This window comes from Chromobacterium sp. FG22 (assembly GCF_057809415.1).
In genome coordinates, this window is record NZ_JBMDJX010000002.1 from 45,346 (window position 1) to 63,110 (window position 17,765).

The following is a 17,765-nucleotide window of genomic DNA, read 5'->3' on the forward strand; positions in this document are numbered from 1 at the left end:
CCGCGTCACCGGGTCGTGTCCGACCAGGCGATTGCTGCGAGCGATGCACACGTGGCGCCGGCCCAAGCAGGAAAATTGACGACGGCGGATTCCTGCTGACAGTACGCTGTCAGCAGGGGGGCCGCACACTGTCCTCCAGGCCGCAACGCCGCCTCCGTCCCGCCCGGAAGCGGCGCCGGGATGTCCCCGGCCGGATCTCGATAAAACCTGTTCAAGGAGTGTGCCATGTCCCCCGTTCTACACTGGTTTGAAATTCCCGTGCTCCAATTCGAGCGCGCCGTCGCCTTCTATCAACAGGCGCTGCGGGTGGAGCTGCAAGAAGAGAGCTTCGACAATAATCGCATGGCCCTGTTTCCCCAAACCGGCGACAGTTGCGGCGGCGCGCTGCTCAGCTGCCCGCAAGCCCGCCCCCATGTCGACGGCGTGCGCGTCTATCTGGACGGCGGTGCCGATCTCGACGCCACGCTGGAACGGATCAAGAGCGCCGGCGGCATCGTGGTGCAGCCCAAGACCGCGCTGCCGGAGAACTGGGGCCAGATCGCGCTGTTTTCCGATCCGGACGGCAATCTGATCGGCCTGCACAGCGCCGCATGAGCCGGCGCTACTGGATAGGCGTGGCCAGCCGCGACCATGTTCGGCGCGGCCTGGCCGGCGGCTTCGCCCAGCTCTGCCACGGCAAGGCCGCGCCGCTCAGGCGGATGGCGGCCGGCGACGGCCTGATCTATTACTCGCCGGTGTTGAGCCTGGAGGGGCGCGAGCCCTGCCAGCGCTTCACCGCCGTCGGCCTGGCGGCGGACGCGCGGGTCTATCCCTTCCGGGTCAGCGCCGATTTCGAACCCTACCGGCGCGACATCGCCTTCTGGCCGGCGGAGGACGCCGACATCCGTCCGCTGCTCGGTCAATTGGCCTTTATCGCGGATCCGGCGCGCTGGGGCTACGCTTTCCGCTTTGGCCACCTGGAAATCGGCCGCGCCGATTTCCTGTTGATCGCGCGCGCAATGCGGGCGACACTGCCGCCATCCATGCTGCGGGAATCCGACTGAATGCGCCGAGCCGACCGACTGGTCCAAATCCTCTTGCTGCTGCGCGGCCGCCGCCGCACCACCGCCCGGCAATTGGCCGAATGGCTGGAGGTGACGCCGCGCACCGTCTACCGCGATATGGCGGACCTGATGGCCAGCGGCGCGCCGGTCAACGGCGAGGCCGGCGAGGGGTATTGGCTGGAAGCCGGCTTCACGCCGCCGGCGGTAGCGTTTTCCGCGCGCGAACTGGCGGCGCTGGAAGTGGGCGCCCGCATGCTGGCCGCCTGGGCCGACCGCGACACCGCGGCGGCGGCGCAATCGGCGCTGGGCCGCATCCACGCGGTGCTGGGCTCGTCCGGCCTGCCGCCGGAACCGCTGTACGCGCCGACGTCGGGCAATTACCCGCGCGAGCGCTTGGCGCCGCTGCGCGACGCCATCGTCTCCCACCAGCCGCTATGGGTGGACTACCGCGACGAAAGCGGCCGCGGCAGCCAGCGCGCCTTGATGCCGCTGGCGCTGTTCTTCTGGGGCGACCGCTGGCTGCTGGCCGCCTGGTGCGGGCTGCGCCTGGACTACCGCAGCTTCCGCGTGGACCGGCTGCAAAGCTGGCGCGCCACGGACTTGAGCTGTCCGCCCGGCGTCAGCCTGGCCGGCTATCTGAGCCATGTGGACGCCGGCGGCCAGGCGCTGGCCTGGCTGGAACGACACCAGCGCCAACCCTGGCATCAAGAATAAGCGCCGCGTCGCCGGCTCAAGGCAGCAAGATGATGGAGCCGCTGGTCTTGCGTCCTTCCAGATCGCGGTGCGCCTGCGCCGCCTCGGCCAGAGGATAGCGATGCGAAGGCGCCACCTTGATCCTGCCGTCCGCCACCCGTTCGAACAGCGCCTGGGCCGAAGCCTCCAGCTCCGCGCGGCTGGCGATGTAATCGGCCAGCTTGGGCCGGGTGAAGAACAGAGAGCCGCGGCTGGTCAATTCCAGCGGCGCGAACGGCGGCACCGCGCCGGAGGCGTTGCCGAAGCTGACCAGCATGCCGCGCGGGCTCAGGCTGGCCAGCGAGATCTGGAAAGTGTCCTTGCCCACCGAATCGTAAACCACCGGCACGCCCTGGCCACCGGTGATCTCGCTCACCCTGGCCACCACGTCTTCTCGGCTGTAATTGATCACATGCTGGCAGCCCAGACCGCGCACGATGTCGGCCTTGGCGTCGGAGCCGACGGTGCCGATCACCGTCGCGCCCAGCGCCGTCAGCCACTGCACCGCGATCTGGCCGACGCCGCCGGCGGCGGCGTGCCACAGCACGGTCTGCCCCGGCCGCACCGGGTAGCTGCGCTGCACCAGATACTCCACGGTCATGCCCTGCAACATCATGCAGGCGGCGGATTCGTCGCTGATGCCGTCGGGAATCTTCACCAGCACCGCCGCCGGCAACAGCCGCTCGCTGCTGTAAGCGCCCAGCGGGCCGCCGGCGTATGCGACGCGGTCGCCCACCGCCAGGCCAGACACCTCCGGCCCCAGCGCCTCCACCACCCCCGCCGCTTCCTGGCCCAGGCCGGACGGCAGCGGCAGCGGATACAGGCCGCTGCGCTGATAGGTGTCGATGAAGTTGACGCCGATGGCGGTGTGACGCACCCGCACCTGGCCCGGTCCCGGCGCGGCCAGCGTCTGGCTCTGCAGGCCCAGCACTTCCGGCCCGCCGGTATGGGAGAAAACGATGGCTTGAGTCATGGCGGCCTCCTCGGCGCAAAAAATCCAGTGTGCGGCAGCGCCTTCCCCCGGACAAGCCACTGTCGCAGAACAGACTGTTTCGATGCTCAGGCCAATAATTGCCCGCGCCCCCAGGCCAGCGCTTCCGGCAAGACGCGCGGCCAAGCTTCAAGCCTGTGGTCGTCGCCGTTGAACACCGTCTGACGGCAGTCCAGATACAGCGCGGCCGCTTCGCGCCAGTCCAGCACCTCGTCGCGGCTGCCCAACAGCAGCCAGTAACGGCGCGCGGACGGCTGCGCCACGCGCTGCGCCAGCAAGGCCCGCATATCGGCGTCGCTCAGGGTATAGACCACGCCGGTATAGGGATTGGTTTGCTCGCCGATGAAGCGCGCCAGGTCGTCGTAAGGCCGCACCGCCGGGTTGATCAGCACCGCCGGGCGTTGATGACGCTCGGCCAGAAACGTGGCGTAATACCCGCCGAGGGAGCTGCCGATCAACAAGGTGTCGGCCGGCAAGGAGGCCACCAGGGCGGACGCCTGCTCAATCGCCTCGGCCGGATGCGGCGACAGCTGCGGACAATGCAGGGTCGCATCGAAAGCGTTCTGTTGCAGATAAGCGGCGGTTTCGTTCGCCTTCAGCGATTGCGGACCGGAGTTGAAGCCGTGCAGGTAAACAATATGCATGCGGATGGGAACAAACGGAAAAGAAAGAGTTCATTCTAAATGGCCATCGTCCCAAGAAAAACCCTGGCAGCCGCGGCTGGCAACCGTCCTTTCGACGGGCTTGCCAATACATTCGCATGAATGATACAAAAACGCGGAAAAAATAATAAAACCGACGATTTATGCCATTGAGCGCGGTTTACAAAGATAACAGGAGAACATTAATGCTTGCCACCCTGCCGGACAACGCCCTCGTCGCCGACGCCACCACCACCAAACCTTACTCCGTCACCAGCCTGATCATGGCTTGCGGCTTTCTGCACCACAGCGCGCAGGCCTTTCTCGACGACGTGCGCGCCGATCAGGCGCTGATCCGTTCCGGCTTCTGCCCCCGTCACCATGTGCATGTGGACCGCGACGGCCAGGCCACGGTGGACGGCTTCGTCCACGAACAAGTGGGTTTGTTGCTGCAACACAACGCCTCCCTGCATTTCGCCCTGCATGAGATGCTGATGCAGTTTGGCCCGGACGCCTGCAACGACACCCTGGCCGGCATCATCGTGCGCGGCCTGCGCGGGGTTCAGGACTGGCAGGCCGCCTGCCAGTGCCTGGCGGCGATGCGCCGCGGGCCGGCCCGCGCCTGAAAGCCCGGCCTGGGTTTCGAGGCCTACTTGGCCCTCTTGGCCAGATCCAGCGCCTTGAGCCTGGCGCCGACGTCGCCCTGAGCCGCCGCCTTGGCGTACCAGCGTATCGCCGCCGGCAGATCCCGCTCCACGCCGTCGCCGTGCTCGTACATGCTGGCGATCAGATATTGCGCGCCCATATCGCCCTGCTGCGCGGCTTTTTCGTACCAGTACGCGGCCAGCCGGTAGTCCTTGGCCGCGCCGCGGCCCAAGAAGTACTGGGTGCCCAGATCCAGCTCCGCCGGCAGATAATCCTGCCGCGCGGCCAACTGGAACCAGCGCGTCGCCTCGGTCTGCGACTTGGCCACCTGCTGGCCGCTTTCATACAGCGCGCCCAAGGCGTGCTGCGCCTGCGGCAGACCCGCGTCGGCAGCGCGGCGCAGCCAGCGCTCGCCCTGCGCCCGGTCCGGCGCGCCGCCTTCGCCGCGCCAATGCATCATCGCCAGGTCGAAAGCCGCCACCCGGTCGCCCGCCTGGGCCGCTTGCTCGAACTGCCGGCGCGCGGCGGCGAAATCGCCGCGCTGATAGCTGGCCCAGCCCGCCACGTCCGCGGCCAGGGACGCCAGCGCCCACGCCGCCCATATCCCGCCTGCCCACGCCTTCATCGCGCCTCTCCTCATCGGGCCCGTACCACCAAAGCTTAGAAGCTGTTCAAAGCCCGCTGAAGCGCCAATGCGCTACTGACGCATTCCGCTTTCTCAGCGGCGTTCGCCCTGTCCCGCTCTCGCTCGCGAAACTTTGAACAGACTCTTAGTCGGCGGCGGCCGGGAAATCTGTCGGCGGCGGCTCGCCGCCCAGCTTCCGGTCGATGAATTCCAGGAAGGCGCGCACCTTGGCCGGCACGTGCTTGCGCTCGGGAAACACTGCGTGCAGCGGCAGGGGATAGCGCTCCAGCAGAGGCAGCAGCCGGCCGGTAGCCCGGCGCAATGCTTGCTATGCTGAAAGTCCATCCCGCGCGACTAAACCACCATGGCTCCACCCCTAGGCCCTCATCCCGAGCGACAGCTGTACCGCGACGCGGACGGCCGATATTGCGCGCGTCTGGGCGGCTGTCAGCTCAGCAGCGTGTTCCAGCCCTTGTTCTACCGCACCGGCGGCGTGTTCGGCTACGAGGCGCTGCTGCGCGTGCGGACGCAGGACGGCCAGACGCCGTCCCCCGACTCTTTTTTGTCCGGCCTGCCGCCGGAGCTGGCGCTGGAGGCCGATCAGCTGGCGCGGCTGATCCACATCCGCAATTTCGCGCAAAGCGGCCAATCCGGCTGCCTGTGCCTGAACCTGCTGGCCCAGACCGCGGTGGTGGACAACCACGGCCGCAATCACCTTCCCCTGCTGCAAGGCCTGCTGGACTCGCTGGAACTGGACAGCGGCGGCGTGATTTTCGAACTGCCGGAATACGAGGTGGAACACCACGGCCAACCGCTGATCAACAGCCTGCGCCTGACCGCCGAGGCCGGCTTCGGCCTGTCTGTGGACGATTTCGGCGCGGTGGCCGCTCGCCACGGCAAGGTCAAGTCGCTGTGCCCGGACCTGATCAAGATAGACCGCAGCCTGCTGCTGGACTATATGTCCGGCGAACGCCACCGGCTGCCGGTGCTGCTGGAGCTGGGCTGGCAGATAGGCTGCCGCATGGCGGTGGAAGGCATAGAAACCCGCGAGCAACACCAGGCGATGCAGGAACTGGGGGTCGAGCTCTACCAGGGCTTCTACCTGGGCAAGCCGGCCGAACTGCCGGTGACCTGCCAGCTGTGACCGGCGCGGTCCAGCCACAGGCTGAGCAAGGCCAGCGCGGCCAACGCCGCGCCCAGCCATACCGGCGCGCGCAGGCTCCAGCCGGCGTCCAACAAAGCGCCGCCGCCCCAGGAACCCAGCATCAGACCCAGATTGACCACCGACATGTGCAGGCTGTTCACCATAGGTCCGCTGCCGCCGGCGCGCACCACCCGCGCCACCATCGCCGGATTCATCGGCAGGCCGGCCAAGCCCAATAGCAGCACGCACGCCGCCGTCGCCGCCTGCCATTGCGCCAGCAAGGCCAACGCCACCAGGGCAGCCAGCAAGACCAGCAGGCCGCCGCGCAGCACGGCGCGGGTGTGGCTGTCCGCCAGGCGGCCGCTGAACAGATTGCCGAGCACCGTCGCCAGCCCGTAAGCGGCGAACAGCCAGGGCAGCGCCGAAGCGGCGAAGCCGCTGACCCGGGTGAACAAGGGCGCCAGATAAGTGAAGGCGGCGAACACCGCGCCTATGATCAGGCCGCTGCTCAGATACGCCGCCCATAGGCTGGGTCGCGCCAGCCGGCGGCCCTCCTCGCCCAGACTCAAGGTCTGCGGACGGACGCCGGACGGCGTCAGCGCGGCGATGCCCGCCGCGGCCAACGCCACCATGCCCGCCACCAGCCAAAAGCTCACACGCCAGCCCCAGCTCTGATCCACCCAGGCCGCCAGCGGCAGGCCGGCCACCGAAGCCAGCATCAGGCCGTTGAGCACCAGCGCGGCGGCGCGCGCCACCCGGTGTTCGCCCACCAGTTCCGCCGCCAAGGCCAGGGCCACGCCGAAGAAAGCCGATTGCGCCACGCCGCAGATCAGCCGCGACCACAGCATCTGCCGGTAATCGCCGGCCAGCGCGCCCAAAGCCTGCCCGGCCAGGAACAACAGCAACAGCCCGATCAAGCTGTGCTTGCGCCGCGCCGAACGCAGCAGCCAAGTCAGCGCCGGCCCGCCCAGAACCACGCTGGCGGCGAAGGCCGACACCAGATTGCCCACCGCCGGCAAGCCGACGCCCAGAGCCGCCGCCAACGACGGCATCATCCCCGCCACCATGAATTCCGACGTCGCCATCGCAAAAATGCATAAGCCCAACAGATACACCGTCGCCGGCATCGCCGACTCGCCGCTCTTGCCTGTCATCCCGCTTCTCCCGTATCGCACATGAACGAGGGCTTATGCTAGATTCCTTGGCGATACGGAAAAATAGTCTTCAATTCCATACATAACGGAACTGAATTCCGTAATTTCGAGGCAAACCATGGAAAAAATGAGCGGCATCGAGCTGTTCGCCCATATCGCCCAACAAGGCAGCCTGGTGGCCGCCGGACGGCAACTGGGCATTTCCGCCTCGGCCGCCGGCAAAGGCCTGGCGCGGCTGGAGGCGCGCTTGGGCGCGCGTCTGGTTCAACGCAGCACCCGGCGGCTGACCTTGACCCCGGCCGGCGAGCAATACCTGCAACGTTGCCTGCGCATTCTGGACGAAGTGGAAACGGCGGAGCGCGAGTTGCAACAAGAGCAGGCCGCGCCGCGCGGCCGGCTGAAGGTGGGCCTGCCGCACGAATGCGGCGTGCTGGCCCCGCTGCTGGCCGCCTTCATGCAAGACTATCCGGAGATCGAACTGGATCTGGACTACAGCGACCGGCTGGTGGACGTGATAGGCGAAGGCTTCGATGTGGTGATTCGCGGCGGCGAACCGGGAGACTCGCGCTTGAGCGCGCGGCGGCTGGGCGCTTACCGCATGCGGCTGGTGGCCGCGCCGGCCTACTTCGCCCGCTGCGGCGAGCCGGCGTCGCCGATGGATCTGACGAAGCACCGCTGCCTGCATTACCGCTATCCGCGCAGCGGCAAACTGGCGCCGTGGCCGCTGGCCGGCCAGGATGAAGACGCGCCGGCGCTGCCGGTCCATGCCTGCGCCAATACCGGCGACGCGCTGATCCAGCTGGCGGAGCAAGGCGCCGGCATCGCCTGCCTGCCGGACTTCACCGTGCGCCGCCAACTGGCGGACGGACGGCTGCGGGCGCTGCCGGAAGCCTGGGCCGAGCGCAGCGGCGTCCTTTATCTGCTATGGCCCGGTTCGCCCTATCCGCCTCCGCGGCTGCGCGCCTTCATCGACTTCTTCGCCAAACGCGGCTTCCCCGGCGGCTGAACCCCGCCGGACTCTGGCTCAGGGCGCCGACACCAGCCGGTCCGCCATCGCCTTGATCGCCCGCATCTGCACCCCGTTCTTCCAGGCGAAATTCACGCCGGTATAGCCGAACCAGTCCCAGCAGCCGTTCGGGTTGCCCGGCGGCATCGCCGTGGTCTGCGGATACAACACGATGATGCGATTGCTGTCCGCCCATTCGTTGTAGCCGGCATGGCCGTAGAAAGCGTCGCCGACCGCGCCCGCGTACTGGCGGCAACCGTGCAGCGCCACATGCACCTTGCAGGATTCGCCCTCGGCGCAGGCGCGCGGCACATAGACATAGCCCTCGTCGGCCAGGCTGCTGCCCGGCGGCGCATACGGCTTCTGGTTGAAAGCGGACACCTGGCTGCTCAATTGGCCGGCGCGCGGCTGCAAGGGGCCGTAGATTTGCGTCAGGATAGCGCCGGCCTGGTCGTAGCCTTCGCCCTTCCAGTCGCAATGGTTGACGTAAGGCGACTTGGTCTCGCCGCAGTCATTGCCGTAAGCCGGCGTGATCTGGGCATGGCCGGCCGGCAGGCTGCGCAGGTAGTCGATGCTCGCCGCCGGCACCCCCAGCTTGCGGAAATAACGCTCGGCGCTGTCCACCACCGCCGTCTTGACGGTATTGTCCTGGCTGCCGCTGAACAGATAGACGCGGCGCTTGGCCAGGTTGGACAAGGGATCGATCTGTCCCGCCAGCGCGAACTGCTGCGTCGCCAGCACCAGGCCGCCCACCGCCGGCGGCGGACCGCTCATGCAGGCCGGCGCGCCCGCCAGCATGCCCTTGGAACAATAGTAAGGCCCGCCCGCCACCACGCCGACGCCTCGCACCGAGGCGGAAAACGCCACCTGATACTGCACCGCCATGAAGGCGCCGGACGACAGACCGGACACCGAAGACTGCCGCGCGTCGCCGCGATACGCCGGCAGCGGCTCCGCCGCCGCCATCTGCGCCAGCGTCAACGCCAGCGCCCCAGCCCACCACCAAGCAGGTTTCAACATAAGCCCTCCTTAAAAAACCCGTTCCCTGTCCGTCCCGCGTCGTCAAACGCGACACGGCGAGCGCGGCTTTGAAACGCCCATGAGCCACGAGCGCTCCGCGTGCTCCGCTGCGTCGCCTTCGCTCGCGAGACTTTGAACAGACTGCGGTATCGCGCGAGGATCGCGCTCCCGCCTGGATTATGGCGTCCCCAGCCGGCAAAAATCACCCCAATGTCATGAATCGTCGGCAAATCGGTCAGTTCCCGCCCTGCCCCCAACCCCTCTCTTGGCCGCCGGAGCTGTTCCGCGTCGCTGGTATTCCGTACTATTCCAGTTTCATCAATGACAAGAAGAACGGCATGCCCCCGCTCCCCGCGCCCCGTACCGCCGGCCTGCGCGTCTCGCTGTTGCTCGGCCTGACGCTGACGCTCACCGCCTGCAAACCCCAGCCGCCTCCGCCCGCCGCCGAGCCGGCCGACACCGCCAGCGCGCCGTCCGTCGCCGGCCAAGTGCGACGCCTGAGCGCCGTGCCGGCCGGCGTCGAGCTGCGCGGCAAGCTGACCGCCGCCTACGGCTGGACGGACAGCGCCGGCGAGCACGTGCTGGTGCTGGCGGAGCGACAGGAAGCGCGCGGCGCCGACGGCGCGCAGAGCGCGACGCTCTACGCCGCGCAATACACGCTGGGCCAGGATAGGCCGCGACGGCAGTGGATGCTCAGCGACGGCGTGACGCGCTGCGAGTTCGACGCCAGCGCGACCTTCGATCTGGCCTCCATTGCTTTTCCGGACCTCAACCGCGACGGCGCGCTGGAAACGGTGGTCGGCTATCGCAGCGCTTGCGCCAGCGACGTCAGCCCCAACGACTACAAGCTGATTCTTCACGCCGGCAAAGCCAAATACGGCCTGCGCGGCCTGGATCGCCAGGGCGTGCGCTGGCTGGACCCGGACAGCGGCCACCTGACCGGCCTGCCGCTGCCCGAGGACTGCAGCCCGCAGGGCCAGCGGGCGCTGCAGGCCAAGGGCTGGGAGAAAGACTTCGAACCGCCCTATCTGCCCGGCTGTTACACCGACGAAAACGACTTCGCCGCGGCGCCGCCGGCTTTTGCCCGCCACATGCGCCAGCAGTGGTTCGCGCTGATGCGGCATCAGGAAGACAACTGGCTCAAGCAACAACAGGAATGAGCGCGCGGCTTGCCCTAAGCTCGCCGCCAACTATTGCCAAAACCCCGTGTTCCTGCGGGATTCGCTCGGCTGCTCCGGGGGAATGACGCTACACTATGCTTAATGCAATCGTCTCCGGAGAGCCGTTTTGAGCCTGCCCGCCTATCTTCATCAACCATCCATCCAACGCATTCTGGTGCTAATTCCCTCGTCATACCTGTTTTATTTGAATCAGGGAGTGGCCCTGCGTCAGGCTTTCCTCAAGGCCGGCGTGGACTGCATGCTGATGGTCGACGGCATGAGCGATGATTCGATGCGAGCGCTGCTGGCCGGCTACCAACCGCAAGCGGTGCTGTCGATCAATCACGCCAAGCCCCCCGCAATGGAAGGCTTCAAGCACATCCTCCATCTGCGCTGGATACAAGACAACCAGTTCGGTCAGGAAGACTTCCGTCAGCAAGGCCAACATGCGGTCAGCGATATCTGCTACCTCGCCACCACGCGTTTGCAAAACACGCTGACCGTGGAATCCCGCCGTTTCACAGGCACTTTACGCTTTGCGGCCACGCTGGCTCATACCGAAGCGGCAGGTCGAGCCGACGCCGTGTTCTCCTTGGTGGGGTACATCCCACAGACACAGCTGTTGAACGCCGTATTCCAGGTCAATGCCCAGCATCAGTTCACTGGCTGGGACTATCTAAATTTTCTGGAACAAGTCCAACAGGATTCGCTGGACACCTCGCTGGAACTGCTGGATCAAGTGGTTGAGGTGTTCCTCAACCTTCAGGGCGCCGCGCCGCAGCAAATGCAGCCCAATGCGCTGAAGTTGTTTCGCGAAGAATATTTCCGTGCGTTCAACCGCTCGCGCTTGATGCGCAAAGTACTGGCGCTGGGACATGGCTGCCGGATCTACGGTACGCCGGAATGGGAGTCCTGGCCCGAGTTCGCGCCGCATTTCCACGGGCTACTAGCCACCCCGCAGGAAAACGACGCCATGTTCCGTTCCACAGCGATCAATCTGCACAATGGCGGCACGCTGTCGCATCCGCGCGTTTTTGAATGCATGGCGGCGCTGGGCGGCCCCATCATGGCCAACCGCACCCCTGTTGAACCGGAGTTGGGTTTCGAGCCGGGCGTCCACTTCGTCGAATACGACCTCTCCGACTTCGATGATGCGGCGCGCGCCTTGCTGGACGACCCCGAGCGCCGCCAGGCCATCAGCCTGGCCGCCCATCAACACGTCAGCCGCCATCACACCTGGGATCATCGCGTGCAACAAATTCTGACGGATATCCTGCGATGAAACCCTGGGTTCTGCTGGTCGGCACTAGCTTCAGCGCCGCCCCTCTGCTGTTCGCGCTGCGACGACGGGGTTTTCGCGTCGCCGTATGCGGCGCTCAGTCCTCGGACCCTTGCGTCGCTTACGCCGATGCTTATCATCCGCTGGACTACTCAGACCGCGAGACCTTGCTGCACCTTATCCAGCAGCAGGGCTATCGATACGTCTGCCCCAGTTGCAACGACTATGCTTACCTTTCCGCCAGTTACGCGGCTCATCGGCTCGGCCTGCCCGGCTACGACACCCCCGCAGCCACTGCGATCATCCATAACAAGGCCCGATTCCGCGCCCATGCCGAAGCCATCGGCCTGAGTTCGCCACGGGCGCGCGCGGCCGATGACCCTGCGGCTGTCCGACAGTTGCGGCTACCGCTGCTGGTCAAGCCGACCGACAGCTTCAGCGGCCGCGGCATGCAGCGGGTTGAACAATACGCTGAGCTGGCGGCGGCTCTGGATCAGGCCAAACTCGAATCGCGCGACGGCGAGGCGGTGGTGGAAGAATTCATCAACGGCAGCCTGCACAGCCATTCGGCCTTCTTGGCCGGCGGCGAAATCGCTCACGACGCCTTTGTCGACGAGTTTTGCCAGACCTACCCTTATCAAGTGGACTGTTCCAATTCACCGTCACGCTTGTCTGAGACGGTGAAAGCCAGGGTGCGCGACGAAGTGCTGCGGCTGGCCGCATCGCTATGCCTGGCGGACGGTTTGATCCACACCCAATTCATCAACGGGCCTGACCGGCCCTACCTGATAGAATCCATGCGCCGTTGCCCCGGAGATCTGTTCTACCACTTGGTGGAATTCTCAACCGGCGGGCGTTATCTGGACAGCTATGTCGCGCCCTTCATCGGCCAAGCCCTGCCCAGCTACACGCCCGCCCCGCTAAGCTACTGGGCTCGGCATACGGTCAGCTTCGCCACCGAGACCGTGTTTTTCTCGCTCTCGCCCAAACTGCCCCAGGCGCTAGATATTCGCGTCTTTCCTCTGGCGGAAAGCGCAAGCGCTGTCCGGCCGGCGCCTTACGGCAAAGCCGCCATTGTCTTTGCCCGCCTGTCGGATCAGAAGGCGCTGTTCGACATTGCCCCGCGACTGGCCAGCTTCTTCCCGGCCCACACACTGGAGCGCGACCATGAATGAACCCCTGACCCTTAATCCCGCAGAAACGGCACGCAAGCTGAAGATCGGCTTCATAGGTGGCGGCATCAACTCCGCGGTGGGCCGCGCCCATTTCTGCGCGACGCAGTTGGACGGTACCTACGAGCTGGCCGCCGGCTGCTTCAGCCGAAACCCGAAGACGAATCAGGACAGCGCAGCGTATTACGGCGTGGCCGCAGACCGCGTCTACACCCATGCCGACGAGTTGCTCGCCGCCGAAGCGCAGCGGCTAGACGCGCTGGTCATCCTCACCCCCACCTCGGACCATCTACAGCCCTTGCTTGCCGCGCTGAAAGTCGGTTTGCCGGTAATTTGCGAGAAGGCGATGGTTGCCGACGCCAAAGACGCCGCCATCGTTAGCCAAGCCGAACAACAGTCCAACGGCTTCCTGGCCATGACTTACAACTACACCGGCTACCCCTGTGTGCGGGAGCTGAGGCAGTGGATCGAGTCCGGCCGGCTGGGGCGTTTGCGTCATTTGAGCGCGGACATGCCACAAGAAGGCTTCCTGCGGAGAGACCGACACGGCAATCCGATGCAGCCTCAAGCCTGGCGGCTGCGCGACGGAGACATCCCCACCGTCTATCTGGATCTGGGCACCCATCTGCACCAGATCGTCCATTACCTCACCCGCCTGCAGCCCTTGAGCGTTGGCGCCTTCCACGCCAGCTATGGCCACTTTCCCGGCGTGGTGGACTACGTCAACGCCTCGGTCGAATACCCCGACGGCGTGCACGGCAGCTTCACTTTCGGTAAATCCATGCTCGGGCAACGCAACGGCCTGCGTATCCGCCTTTACGGCGAGCAGGCCAGCGCGGAATGGGTACAAGCTGCTCCGGAAATCCTCAAGCTTTGCCACAACGACGGTCGTATTGAAATCATCGATCGCGGAGGTGATATGAACATCGCCTCTCAAATACGCTATACCCGTTTCAAAAGCGGACACCCGGCAGGCTATATCGAAGCTTTCGCCAATCTGTACCAGGATATTGGGCAATGCATCCTGGACTATCGGACACAAGGCGACTGGCGCTCCGACGAGGTCTTCGGCTCGGTGCTGGCCGGCCAAGGACTGCGTTTCCTGCAAACCATGTCCGATGCGGCTGTCTCCGGCCAACGTCTGCCGCTGAGCCTGGACTGAAGCGGAGACTCCCGTGCTGCTCACCATTGTTATCCCAGCCTATAATGCCGCCACCACGCTGGAGCGCGCGCTCGACCGCGCACTGCGCCAGGCCGCCGACACCGAATTCATCGTCGTCGACGACTGCTCCGACGACGATACCCTGGCATTGGCGCGAACGCTGGCTTCCCGCCACCCCAATCTCCGTGTGTTGCGCACCGAGGGCAACGGCGGCCCCGGCACCGCCCGCAACCTAGGCATCGCAGCGGCGCAAGGCCAATGGATAGGATTTCTGGACGCCGACGATGAATTCGCCGACGGCGCGCTGCCTCTGTTGACAAAATATTTGCGCCGACCGAATCAAGGCGCTTGCGACATGCTCGCCTTCAACTGGCGTTACGCGTCGGAGCCGCTGCGCAAGCCGCCGCAACCGGGCGAAGGGCGCGAGGATTTCGACGCGCTGGACCATGAAGACCTGGACGCCCGTCTGAGGGCCTATTTGGCCAATCACATCGATCCCTCGGTGATCTACCATCTCTATCGCCGTGACTTCCTGCAGGCGGCGGCTATCCGCTTCCACAGCGGCTACCACGAAGACGTGGATTTTTCCTTCCACGCCTGCCTGAGCGCGCGCCGCATAGACACGCTGGATCGAGTGATCTATCTGAAGTGGAATCAGGCTGGCTCCATCGTCAATACCCTGGGCCTCCGGCATATCGACGGTTATTTCGATGCGATCGAGCGCATCCATGCGCTGCTCGCCGGCCATGGTCTTCTCCCCGGCCTCCGGCCCGCCTTTGTCGACTTCGCCATCAATGTGCTGTCCTCCCGCCTGGCGCGCATCCATCGCGACAACGTGGCCAAGGCCGCCGAGCCCCTCGATTTGCTGCTCCGCCTGCATCGGCGAGCTCTGGCGCTATTTGACCTCATCGGCGTCGCCCCGTCCTCAGCCCGCCCCCTGGGGCAGCTGGAAACACGCTACTACAAAATGTTCGCCGCCTTCCTGCAACACATGCCGGCGGTCAACGCAAACGGTGACGCCTCGGCCCTGATGGCGTCCCTGTCCGACTTGGCCAGCAAGTCCTGGAGTTGCTTCGACCTACACCACGCCCTGTTTCTGGCTCCCGACGAAATCCGCACCTGTTGCAAGCGCTACTTCCACCGCGGACAAATGAAGGGTGACGTCGTGCTGCTGCACGGCCAGGAAGGCCAGGACTTCCGCTTCTCCTACCAAGACATCCTGCGGGAGAAAAGCCGGCTACATCGCGACATCAACCGCAACGGGGCCTCTCAGTGCGAGGGTTGCCCCTTCCTGAGCTTTGCCGACTGGGGCGCACCTTTGCAGCAAGGTATCAAATATCTGTCGCTGGAATATCACTCAGTCTGCAATATGCGCTGCACTTATTGCAGCCCAACTTATTTCGGCGGCCGGAAAGCGGCTTACGATGTCGCCCACACGGTGACGTCTCTAGGCGACAATCAAGCACTGGCCAACTGCGAATATCTGGTCTGGGGCGGTGGCGAGCCAACGCTGGACAAACTATTCACCCCGCTGACCCGGCAATTGGCCGCCTACGCGCCGCAGGTCAAGCAACGCATCATCACCAACGCCACCAAATACCTGCCGGAGCTGGCCCGCCTGCTAGCGGACGATCAGGCCTTCATCGTCACCAGCCTGGATGCCGGCACCGAGGAAACCTTTCAAGAAATCCGCAAATTTTCCGGCATGGAGCGGGTATTGGAGCACCTGCGCCGCTATGTGCAGGCCTCGCCGGCCAACACCATCGTCAAATACATCGCGCTGGACAACAATATGGCGAACGCCGAACTGGACGCCTTTGTTCGGCAAGTTCAGAACTGGAGCCTGTTGCCGGCCAATTTCCAACTCAGCTGCGATTTTCGCTCTGAACAGCTGAGTCTGGACGAGACCTACGCCATCGCGGCCTTATACAGCCGCCTGCAAGACCTGGGCGCCGGCTTCGTCTTTTTGGACGACCTCATCTGGCAACGGCTGCCGCCAATGACGCCTGAACGACGCGAAGTGCTGCGCGCCCGGCTCGGCCCGGCGCTGGCGGAAGCGGAGCGCTATCCCCGCATCGCAATCTGGGGCACCGGCGCGCAAGCGCGGATCATGATGGCGAAATCCGGTTTTCTTAAAGATACGGAAGTAGCCTGCTTTATCGATCCCCGCCCCCATCTGGCCGGCACCGAATTTCTGGGACGGCCGATTTACCCGCCGGAATGGTTGACAAGCCAGTCTTTGCCGGTTGTGATAGCCGCGGTGCAGAGCGCGCCCTTCATTCACCAGTCGCTGCTGGCGATGAAGATTGCGCCCGAGCGTCTCGTTCGTCGGCTTGCCTTGTGAACTAAAGAGCACGCTCCATGCGTTCGACACCCCCAAATACAACGCCACCCACAGCGCCCGCAACAGCCGGCGACACGGCGGCCTGTTCAACCGACTGACCTTCTAAGGACCTTAACCATGCCCTTAGCCGACTGCAAAATCATCCAATTACCCAAAATTTCCGATCCGCGCGGCAACCTCACCTTTGTCGAAGGAGGCAACCACATCCCCTTCGACATCAAGCGTTTTTACTACCTGTACGACGTGCCGGGCGGATCCGAACGCGGCGCGCACGCCCATCGCGGCCTGCATCAATTCATCGTGGCAATGTCCGGCAGCTTCGACGTGGTGCTCAATGACGGCAAACAGGCCAAACGCTTCCATCTGGCCCGCTCCTACTACGGCCTGTATGTCTGCCCGATGATCTGGCGCGCGCTGGACAACTTTTCCTCCGGCGCGGTGTGTGCGGTGCTGGCTTCGTCGGTGTACATGGAAAGCGACTACATCCGGGACTACCCGCAATTTCTCGAAGAGGCGCTCACATGAGCCGTGTTCCATTTCTGGATCTGAGCGCCGCCTATCATGAGCTGCGCGATGAACTTGAGGACGCGCTGTTGCGCGCGGCGCGATCCGGCTTCTACATTGGCGGGGAAGAGGTCGCATTATTTGAACGGGCCTTCGCCGCCCACTCCGGCAGCGCACACTGCATAGGCGTCGGCAACGGCCTAGATGCTCTACGCCTGAGCTTGCTGGCGCTGGAGGCCGGCCCCGGGGATGAGGTCATCGTTCCCAGCAACACCTTCATCGCCACCTGGCTGGCGGTCAGCCAGTGCGGCGCAACCTTGGTGCCGGTGGAACCGAATCCAGACAGCCACTTGATCACCGCAGACGGCATCGCCGCTGCCCTGACGCCGCGCACCAAGGTCATCCTTCCGGTGCATCTGTATGGCCAACCGGCGGAGATGGGGCCCATCATGGACCTGGCGCGCCGACATGGCGTCAAGGTGGTCGCCGACGCCGCCCAAGCGCATGGTGCACGCTACCGCGGCCAAGCCATCGGCGGCTTAGCCGACCTCTCTACCTGGAGTTTCTATCCCAGCAAGAATTTGGGCGCGCTGGGCGATGGCGGCGCCGTCACCACCAACGATCCAATCCTGGCTGAGCGAGTCAGAATGCTGGGAAATTACGGATCGCGCGAGAAATACCTGTTTGAACTGCCCGGCATGAACAGCCGGCTGGACCCGCTGCAAGCCGCGGTGCTCCGCGTTAAGCTGACGTATCTGGAGGAATGGAACGCGCGCCGCCAACGCATTGCCCAACGCTATATCGATGAACTATCCAATGGCGAGTGGCGGCTTCCAAATACGGCGGCGGACGCGGATCCAGTCTGGCATTTATTCGTCCTGCGCCATCCCCAACGCGACGTTTTGCAACGGCAACTGCGCACCCAAGGCGTGGAAACCCTGATTCACTATCCGTTGCCGCCGCACCGCCAGCAGGCCTACCGCGGCGCTTGGCCTGCCGACGCCTTCCCCGTCGCCAACCAGTTGTCGGCAGAGGTACTGAGCCTGCCGATAGGGCCGCAACTCAGCGACGATCACGTTAGCCACGTCATCCGTTGCCTGCCCGGCAGATGTACAACATGATAATAATTCTTGTTTGCAATAA

General features: G+C 65.0%; 19 protein-coding genes. 13 read left to right on the plus strand and 6 right to left on the minus strand.

Features of this window, described 5'->3' with window-relative positions; genetic code table 11:
* Positions 1–225 precede the first annotated feature (225 nt).
* Genes ACODSD_RS02265 through ACODSD_RS02275 form a run of 3 tightly spaced genes read left to right on the plus strand, consistent with a single transcriptional unit; the run spans position 226 to position 1,757 of the window.
* Positions 226–594, plus strand: a complete 369-nt coding sequence (locus ACODSD_RS02265; protein WP_107801204.1) for a VOC family protein — start codon at positions 226–228, stop codon at positions 592–594.
* A complete protein-coding gene (locus tag ACODSD_RS02270; RefSeq protein ID WP_107801205.1) occupies positions 591–1,043 on the plus strand; it encodes an EVE domain-containing protein in 453 nt (150 codons plus the stop codon). Before ACODSD_RS02265 ends, ACODSD_RS02270 begins: the two co-directional genes overlap by 4 nt.
* Positions 1,044–1,757 carry a helix-turn-helix transcriptional regulator gene (locus ACODSD_RS02275; RefSeq protein WP_488876698.1) on the plus strand — a complete coding sequence of 238 codons (714 nt, stop codon included), beginning with the start codon at positions 1,044–1,046 and terminating at the stop codon, positions 1,755–1,757.
* Between the two features lie 16 nt (positions 1,758–1,773).
* On the opposite strand, the gene ACODSD_RS02280 is transcribed toward ACODSD_RS02275, so the two are convergent.
* Both ACODSD_RS02280 and ACODSD_RS02285 read right to left on the minus strand, forming a co-directional pair.
* Entirely contained in the window at positions 1,774–2,748 is a 975-nt protein-coding gene (locus tag ACODSD_RS02280) for a quinone oxidoreductase family protein (RefSeq protein WP_107801207.1), read from the minus strand.
* An 86-nt stretch (positions 2,749–2,834) separates the two neighbouring features.
* Positions 2,835–3,410: a YqiA/YcfP family alpha/beta fold hydrolase gene (locus ACODSD_RS02285; protein ID WP_474454997.1), complete on the minus strand. Its 576-nt coding sequence runs from the start codon at positions 3,408–3,410 to the stop codon at positions 2,835–2,837.
* A 203-nt stretch (positions 3,411–3,613) separates the two neighbouring features.
* On the opposite strand from ACODSD_RS02285, the gene ACODSD_RS02290 reads away from it, so the two are divergent.
* Positions 3,614–4,033, plus strand: a complete 420-nt coding sequence (locus ACODSD_RS02290) for a hypothetical protein (protein WP_488876699.1) — start codon at positions 3,614–3,616, stop codon at positions 4,031–4,033.
* A gap of 23 nt (positions 4,034–4,056) precedes the next feature.
* On the opposite strand, the gene ACODSD_RS02295 is transcribed toward ACODSD_RS02290, so the two are convergent.
* Positions 4,057–4,677, minus strand: coding sequence for a tetratricopeptide repeat protein (locus tag ACODSD_RS02295; protein WP_107801209.1), 621 nt, complete (start codon positions 4,675–4,677; stop codon positions 4,057–4,059).
* Between the two features lie 145 nt (positions 4,678–4,822).
* Positions 4,823–4,999, minus strand: coding sequence for a hypothetical protein (locus ACODSD_RS02300; RefSeq protein ID WP_488876700.1), 177 nt, complete (start codon positions 4,997–4,999; stop codon positions 4,823–4,825).
* A gap of 42 nt (positions 5,000–5,041) precedes the next feature.
* Between ACODSD_RS02300 and ACODSD_RS02305 the strand changes: the two genes are divergently transcribed.
* Positions 5,042–5,821 (plus strand): EAL domain-containing protein, encoded by a 780-nt coding sequence (locus tag ACODSD_RS02305; protein WP_488876701.1) that lies wholly within the window; start codon positions 5,042–5,044, stop codon positions 5,819–5,821.
* Here ACODSD_RS02305 and ACODSD_RS02310 read toward each other — a convergent pair.
* Positions 5,776–6,975, minus strand: a complete 1,200-nt coding sequence (locus ACODSD_RS02310; protein ID WP_488876702.1) for an MFS transporter — start codon at positions 6,973–6,975, stop codon at positions 5,776–5,778. The two genes, ACODSD_RS02305 and ACODSD_RS02310, sit on opposite strands and share 46 nt — an antisense overlap.
* Positions 6,976–7,093: 118 nt before the next feature.
* Between ACODSD_RS02310 and ACODSD_RS02315 the strand changes: the two genes are divergently transcribed.
* Positions 7,094–7,981, plus strand: coding sequence for a LysR family transcriptional regulator (locus ACODSD_RS02315; protein WP_227105717.1), 888 nt, complete (start codon positions 7,094–7,096; stop codon positions 7,979–7,981).
* An 18-nt stretch (positions 7,982–7,999) separates the two neighbouring features.
* On the opposite strand, the gene ACODSD_RS02320 is transcribed toward ACODSD_RS02315, so the two are convergent.
* On the minus strand, positions 8,000–9,001 hold the full coding sequence (locus ACODSD_RS02320; protein WP_107801212.1) for an extracellular catalytic domain type 2 short-chain-length polyhydroxyalkanoate depolymerase: 1,002 nt from the start codon (positions 8,999–9,001) through the stop codon (positions 8,000–8,002).
* A 338-nt stretch (positions 9,002–9,339) separates the two neighbouring features.
* On the opposite strand from ACODSD_RS02320, the gene ACODSD_RS02325 reads away from it, so the two are divergent.
* The 7 genes from ACODSD_RS02325 to ACODSD_RS02355 all read left to right on the plus strand — a co-directional run bounded on the left by ACODSD_RS02325 (position 9,340) and on the right by ACODSD_RS02355 (position 17,743).
* Positions 9,340–10,161: a M949_RS01915 family surface polysaccharide biosynthesis protein gene (locus ACODSD_RS02325; protein WP_488876703.1), complete on the plus strand. Its 822-nt coding sequence runs from the start codon at positions 9,340–9,342 to the stop codon at positions 10,159–10,161.
* Between the two features lie 127 nt (positions 10,162–10,288).
* Positions 10,289–11,443 (plus strand): glycosyltransferase family protein, encoded by a 1,155-nt coding sequence (locus ACODSD_RS02330; RefSeq protein ID WP_488876704.1) that lies wholly within the window; start codon positions 10,289–10,291, stop codon positions 11,441–11,443.
* Complete coding sequence (locus ACODSD_RS02335) at positions 11,440–12,615, plus strand: ATP-grasp domain-containing protein (protein WP_488876705.1); 1,176 nt, start codon at positions 11,440–11,442, stop codon at positions 12,613–12,615. Before ACODSD_RS02330 ends, ACODSD_RS02335 begins: the two co-directional genes overlap by 4 nt.
* Positions 12,608–13,774 carry a Gfo/Idh/MocA family protein gene (locus ACODSD_RS02340; protein WP_488876706.1) on the plus strand — a complete coding sequence of 389 codons (1,167 nt, stop codon included), beginning with the start codon at positions 12,608–12,610 and terminating at the stop codon, positions 13,772–13,774. The genes ACODSD_RS02335 and ACODSD_RS02340 overlap by 8 nt, the downstream gene beginning before the upstream one ends.
* 13 nt (positions 13,775–13,787) lie before the next feature.
* Complete coding sequence (locus ACODSD_RS02345) at positions 13,788–16,118, plus strand: glycosyltransferase (protein WP_488876707.1); 2,331 nt, start codon at positions 13,788–13,790, stop codon at positions 16,116–16,118.
* 117 nt (positions 16,119–16,235) lie between these two features.
* Positions 16,236–16,643: a sugar 3,4-ketoisomerase gene (locus ACODSD_RS02350; protein WP_107801218.1), complete on the plus strand. Its 408-nt coding sequence runs from the start codon at positions 16,236–16,238 to the stop codon at positions 16,641–16,643.
* Entirely contained in the window at positions 16,640–17,743 is a 1,104-nt protein-coding gene (locus tag ACODSD_RS02355) for a DegT/DnrJ/EryC1/StrS family aminotransferase (RefSeq protein WP_488876708.1), read from the plus strand. The genes ACODSD_RS02350 and ACODSD_RS02355 overlap by 4 nt, the downstream gene beginning before the upstream one ends.
* Positions 17,744–17,765 lie beyond the last annotated feature (22 nt).

What these genes read in the sequence shown, in the direction of transcription:
- ACODSD_RS02265 (WP_107801204.1), top strand. Translation starts at nt 226, where the DNA reads ATGTCCCCCGTTCTACACTGGTTTGAAATTCCCGTGCTCCAATTCGAG.
- ACODSD_RS02270 (WP_107801205.1), top strand. Translation starts at nt 591, where the DNA reads ATGAGCCGGCGCTACTGGATAGGCGTGGCCAGCCGCGACCATGTTCGG.
- ACODSD_RS02275 (WP_488876698.1), top strand. Translation starts at nt 1,044, where the DNA reads ATGCGCCGAGCCGACCGACTGGTCCAAATCCTCTTGCTGCTGCGCGGC.
- ACODSD_RS02280 (WP_107801207.1), bottom strand. Translation starts at nt 2,748, where the DNA reads ATGACTCAAGCCATCGTTTTCTCCCATACCGGCGGGCCGGAAGTGCTG.
- ACODSD_RS02285 (WP_474454997.1), bottom strand. Translation starts at nt 3,410, where the DNA reads ATGCATATTGTTTACCTGCACGGCTTCAACTCCGGTCCGCAATCGCTG.
- ACODSD_RS02290 (WP_488876699.1), top strand. Translation starts at nt 3,614, where the DNA reads ATGCTTGCCACCCTGCCGGACAACGCCCTCGTCGCCGACGCCACCACC.
- ACODSD_RS02295 (WP_107801209.1), bottom strand. Translation starts at nt 4,677, where the DNA reads ATGAAGGCGTGGGCAGGCGGGATATGGGCGGCGTGGGCGCTGGCGTCC.
- ACODSD_RS02305 (WP_488876701.1), top strand. Translation starts at nt 5,042, where the DNA reads ATGGCTCCACCCCTAGGCCCTCATCCCGAGCGACAGCTGTACCGCGAC.
- ACODSD_RS02310 (WP_488876702.1), bottom strand. Translation starts at nt 6,975, where the DNA reads ATGACAGGCAAGAGCGGCGAGTCGGCGATGCCGGCGACGGTGTATCTG.
- ACODSD_RS02315 (WP_227105717.1), top strand. Translation starts at nt 7,094, where the DNA reads ATGGAAAAAATGAGCGGCATCGAGCTGTTCGCCCATATCGCCCAACAA.
- ACODSD_RS02320 (WP_107801212.1), bottom strand. Translation starts at nt 9,001, where the DNA reads ATGTTGAAACCTGCTTGGTGGTGGGCTGGGGCGCTGGCGTTGACGCTG.
- ACODSD_RS02325 (WP_488876703.1), top strand. Translation starts at nt 9,340, where the DNA reads ATGCCCCCGCTCCCCGCGCCCCGTACCGCCGGCCTGCGCGTCTCGCTG.
- ACODSD_RS02335 (WP_488876705.1), top strand. Translation starts at nt 11,440, where the DNA reads ATGAAACCCTGGGTTCTGCTGGTCGGCACTAGCTTCAGCGCCGCCCCT.
- ACODSD_RS02340 (WP_488876706.1), top strand. Translation starts at nt 12,608, where the DNA reads ATGAATGAACCCCTGACCCTTAATCCCGCAGAAACGGCACGCAAGCTG.
- ACODSD_RS02350 (WP_107801218.1), top strand. Translation starts at nt 16,236, where the DNA reads ATGCCCTTAGCCGACTGCAAAATCATCCAATTACCCAAAATTTCCGAT.
- ACODSD_RS02355 (WP_488876708.1), top strand. Translation starts at nt 16,640, where the DNA reads ATGAGCCGTGTTCCATTTCTGGATCTGAGCGCCGCCTATCATGAGCTG.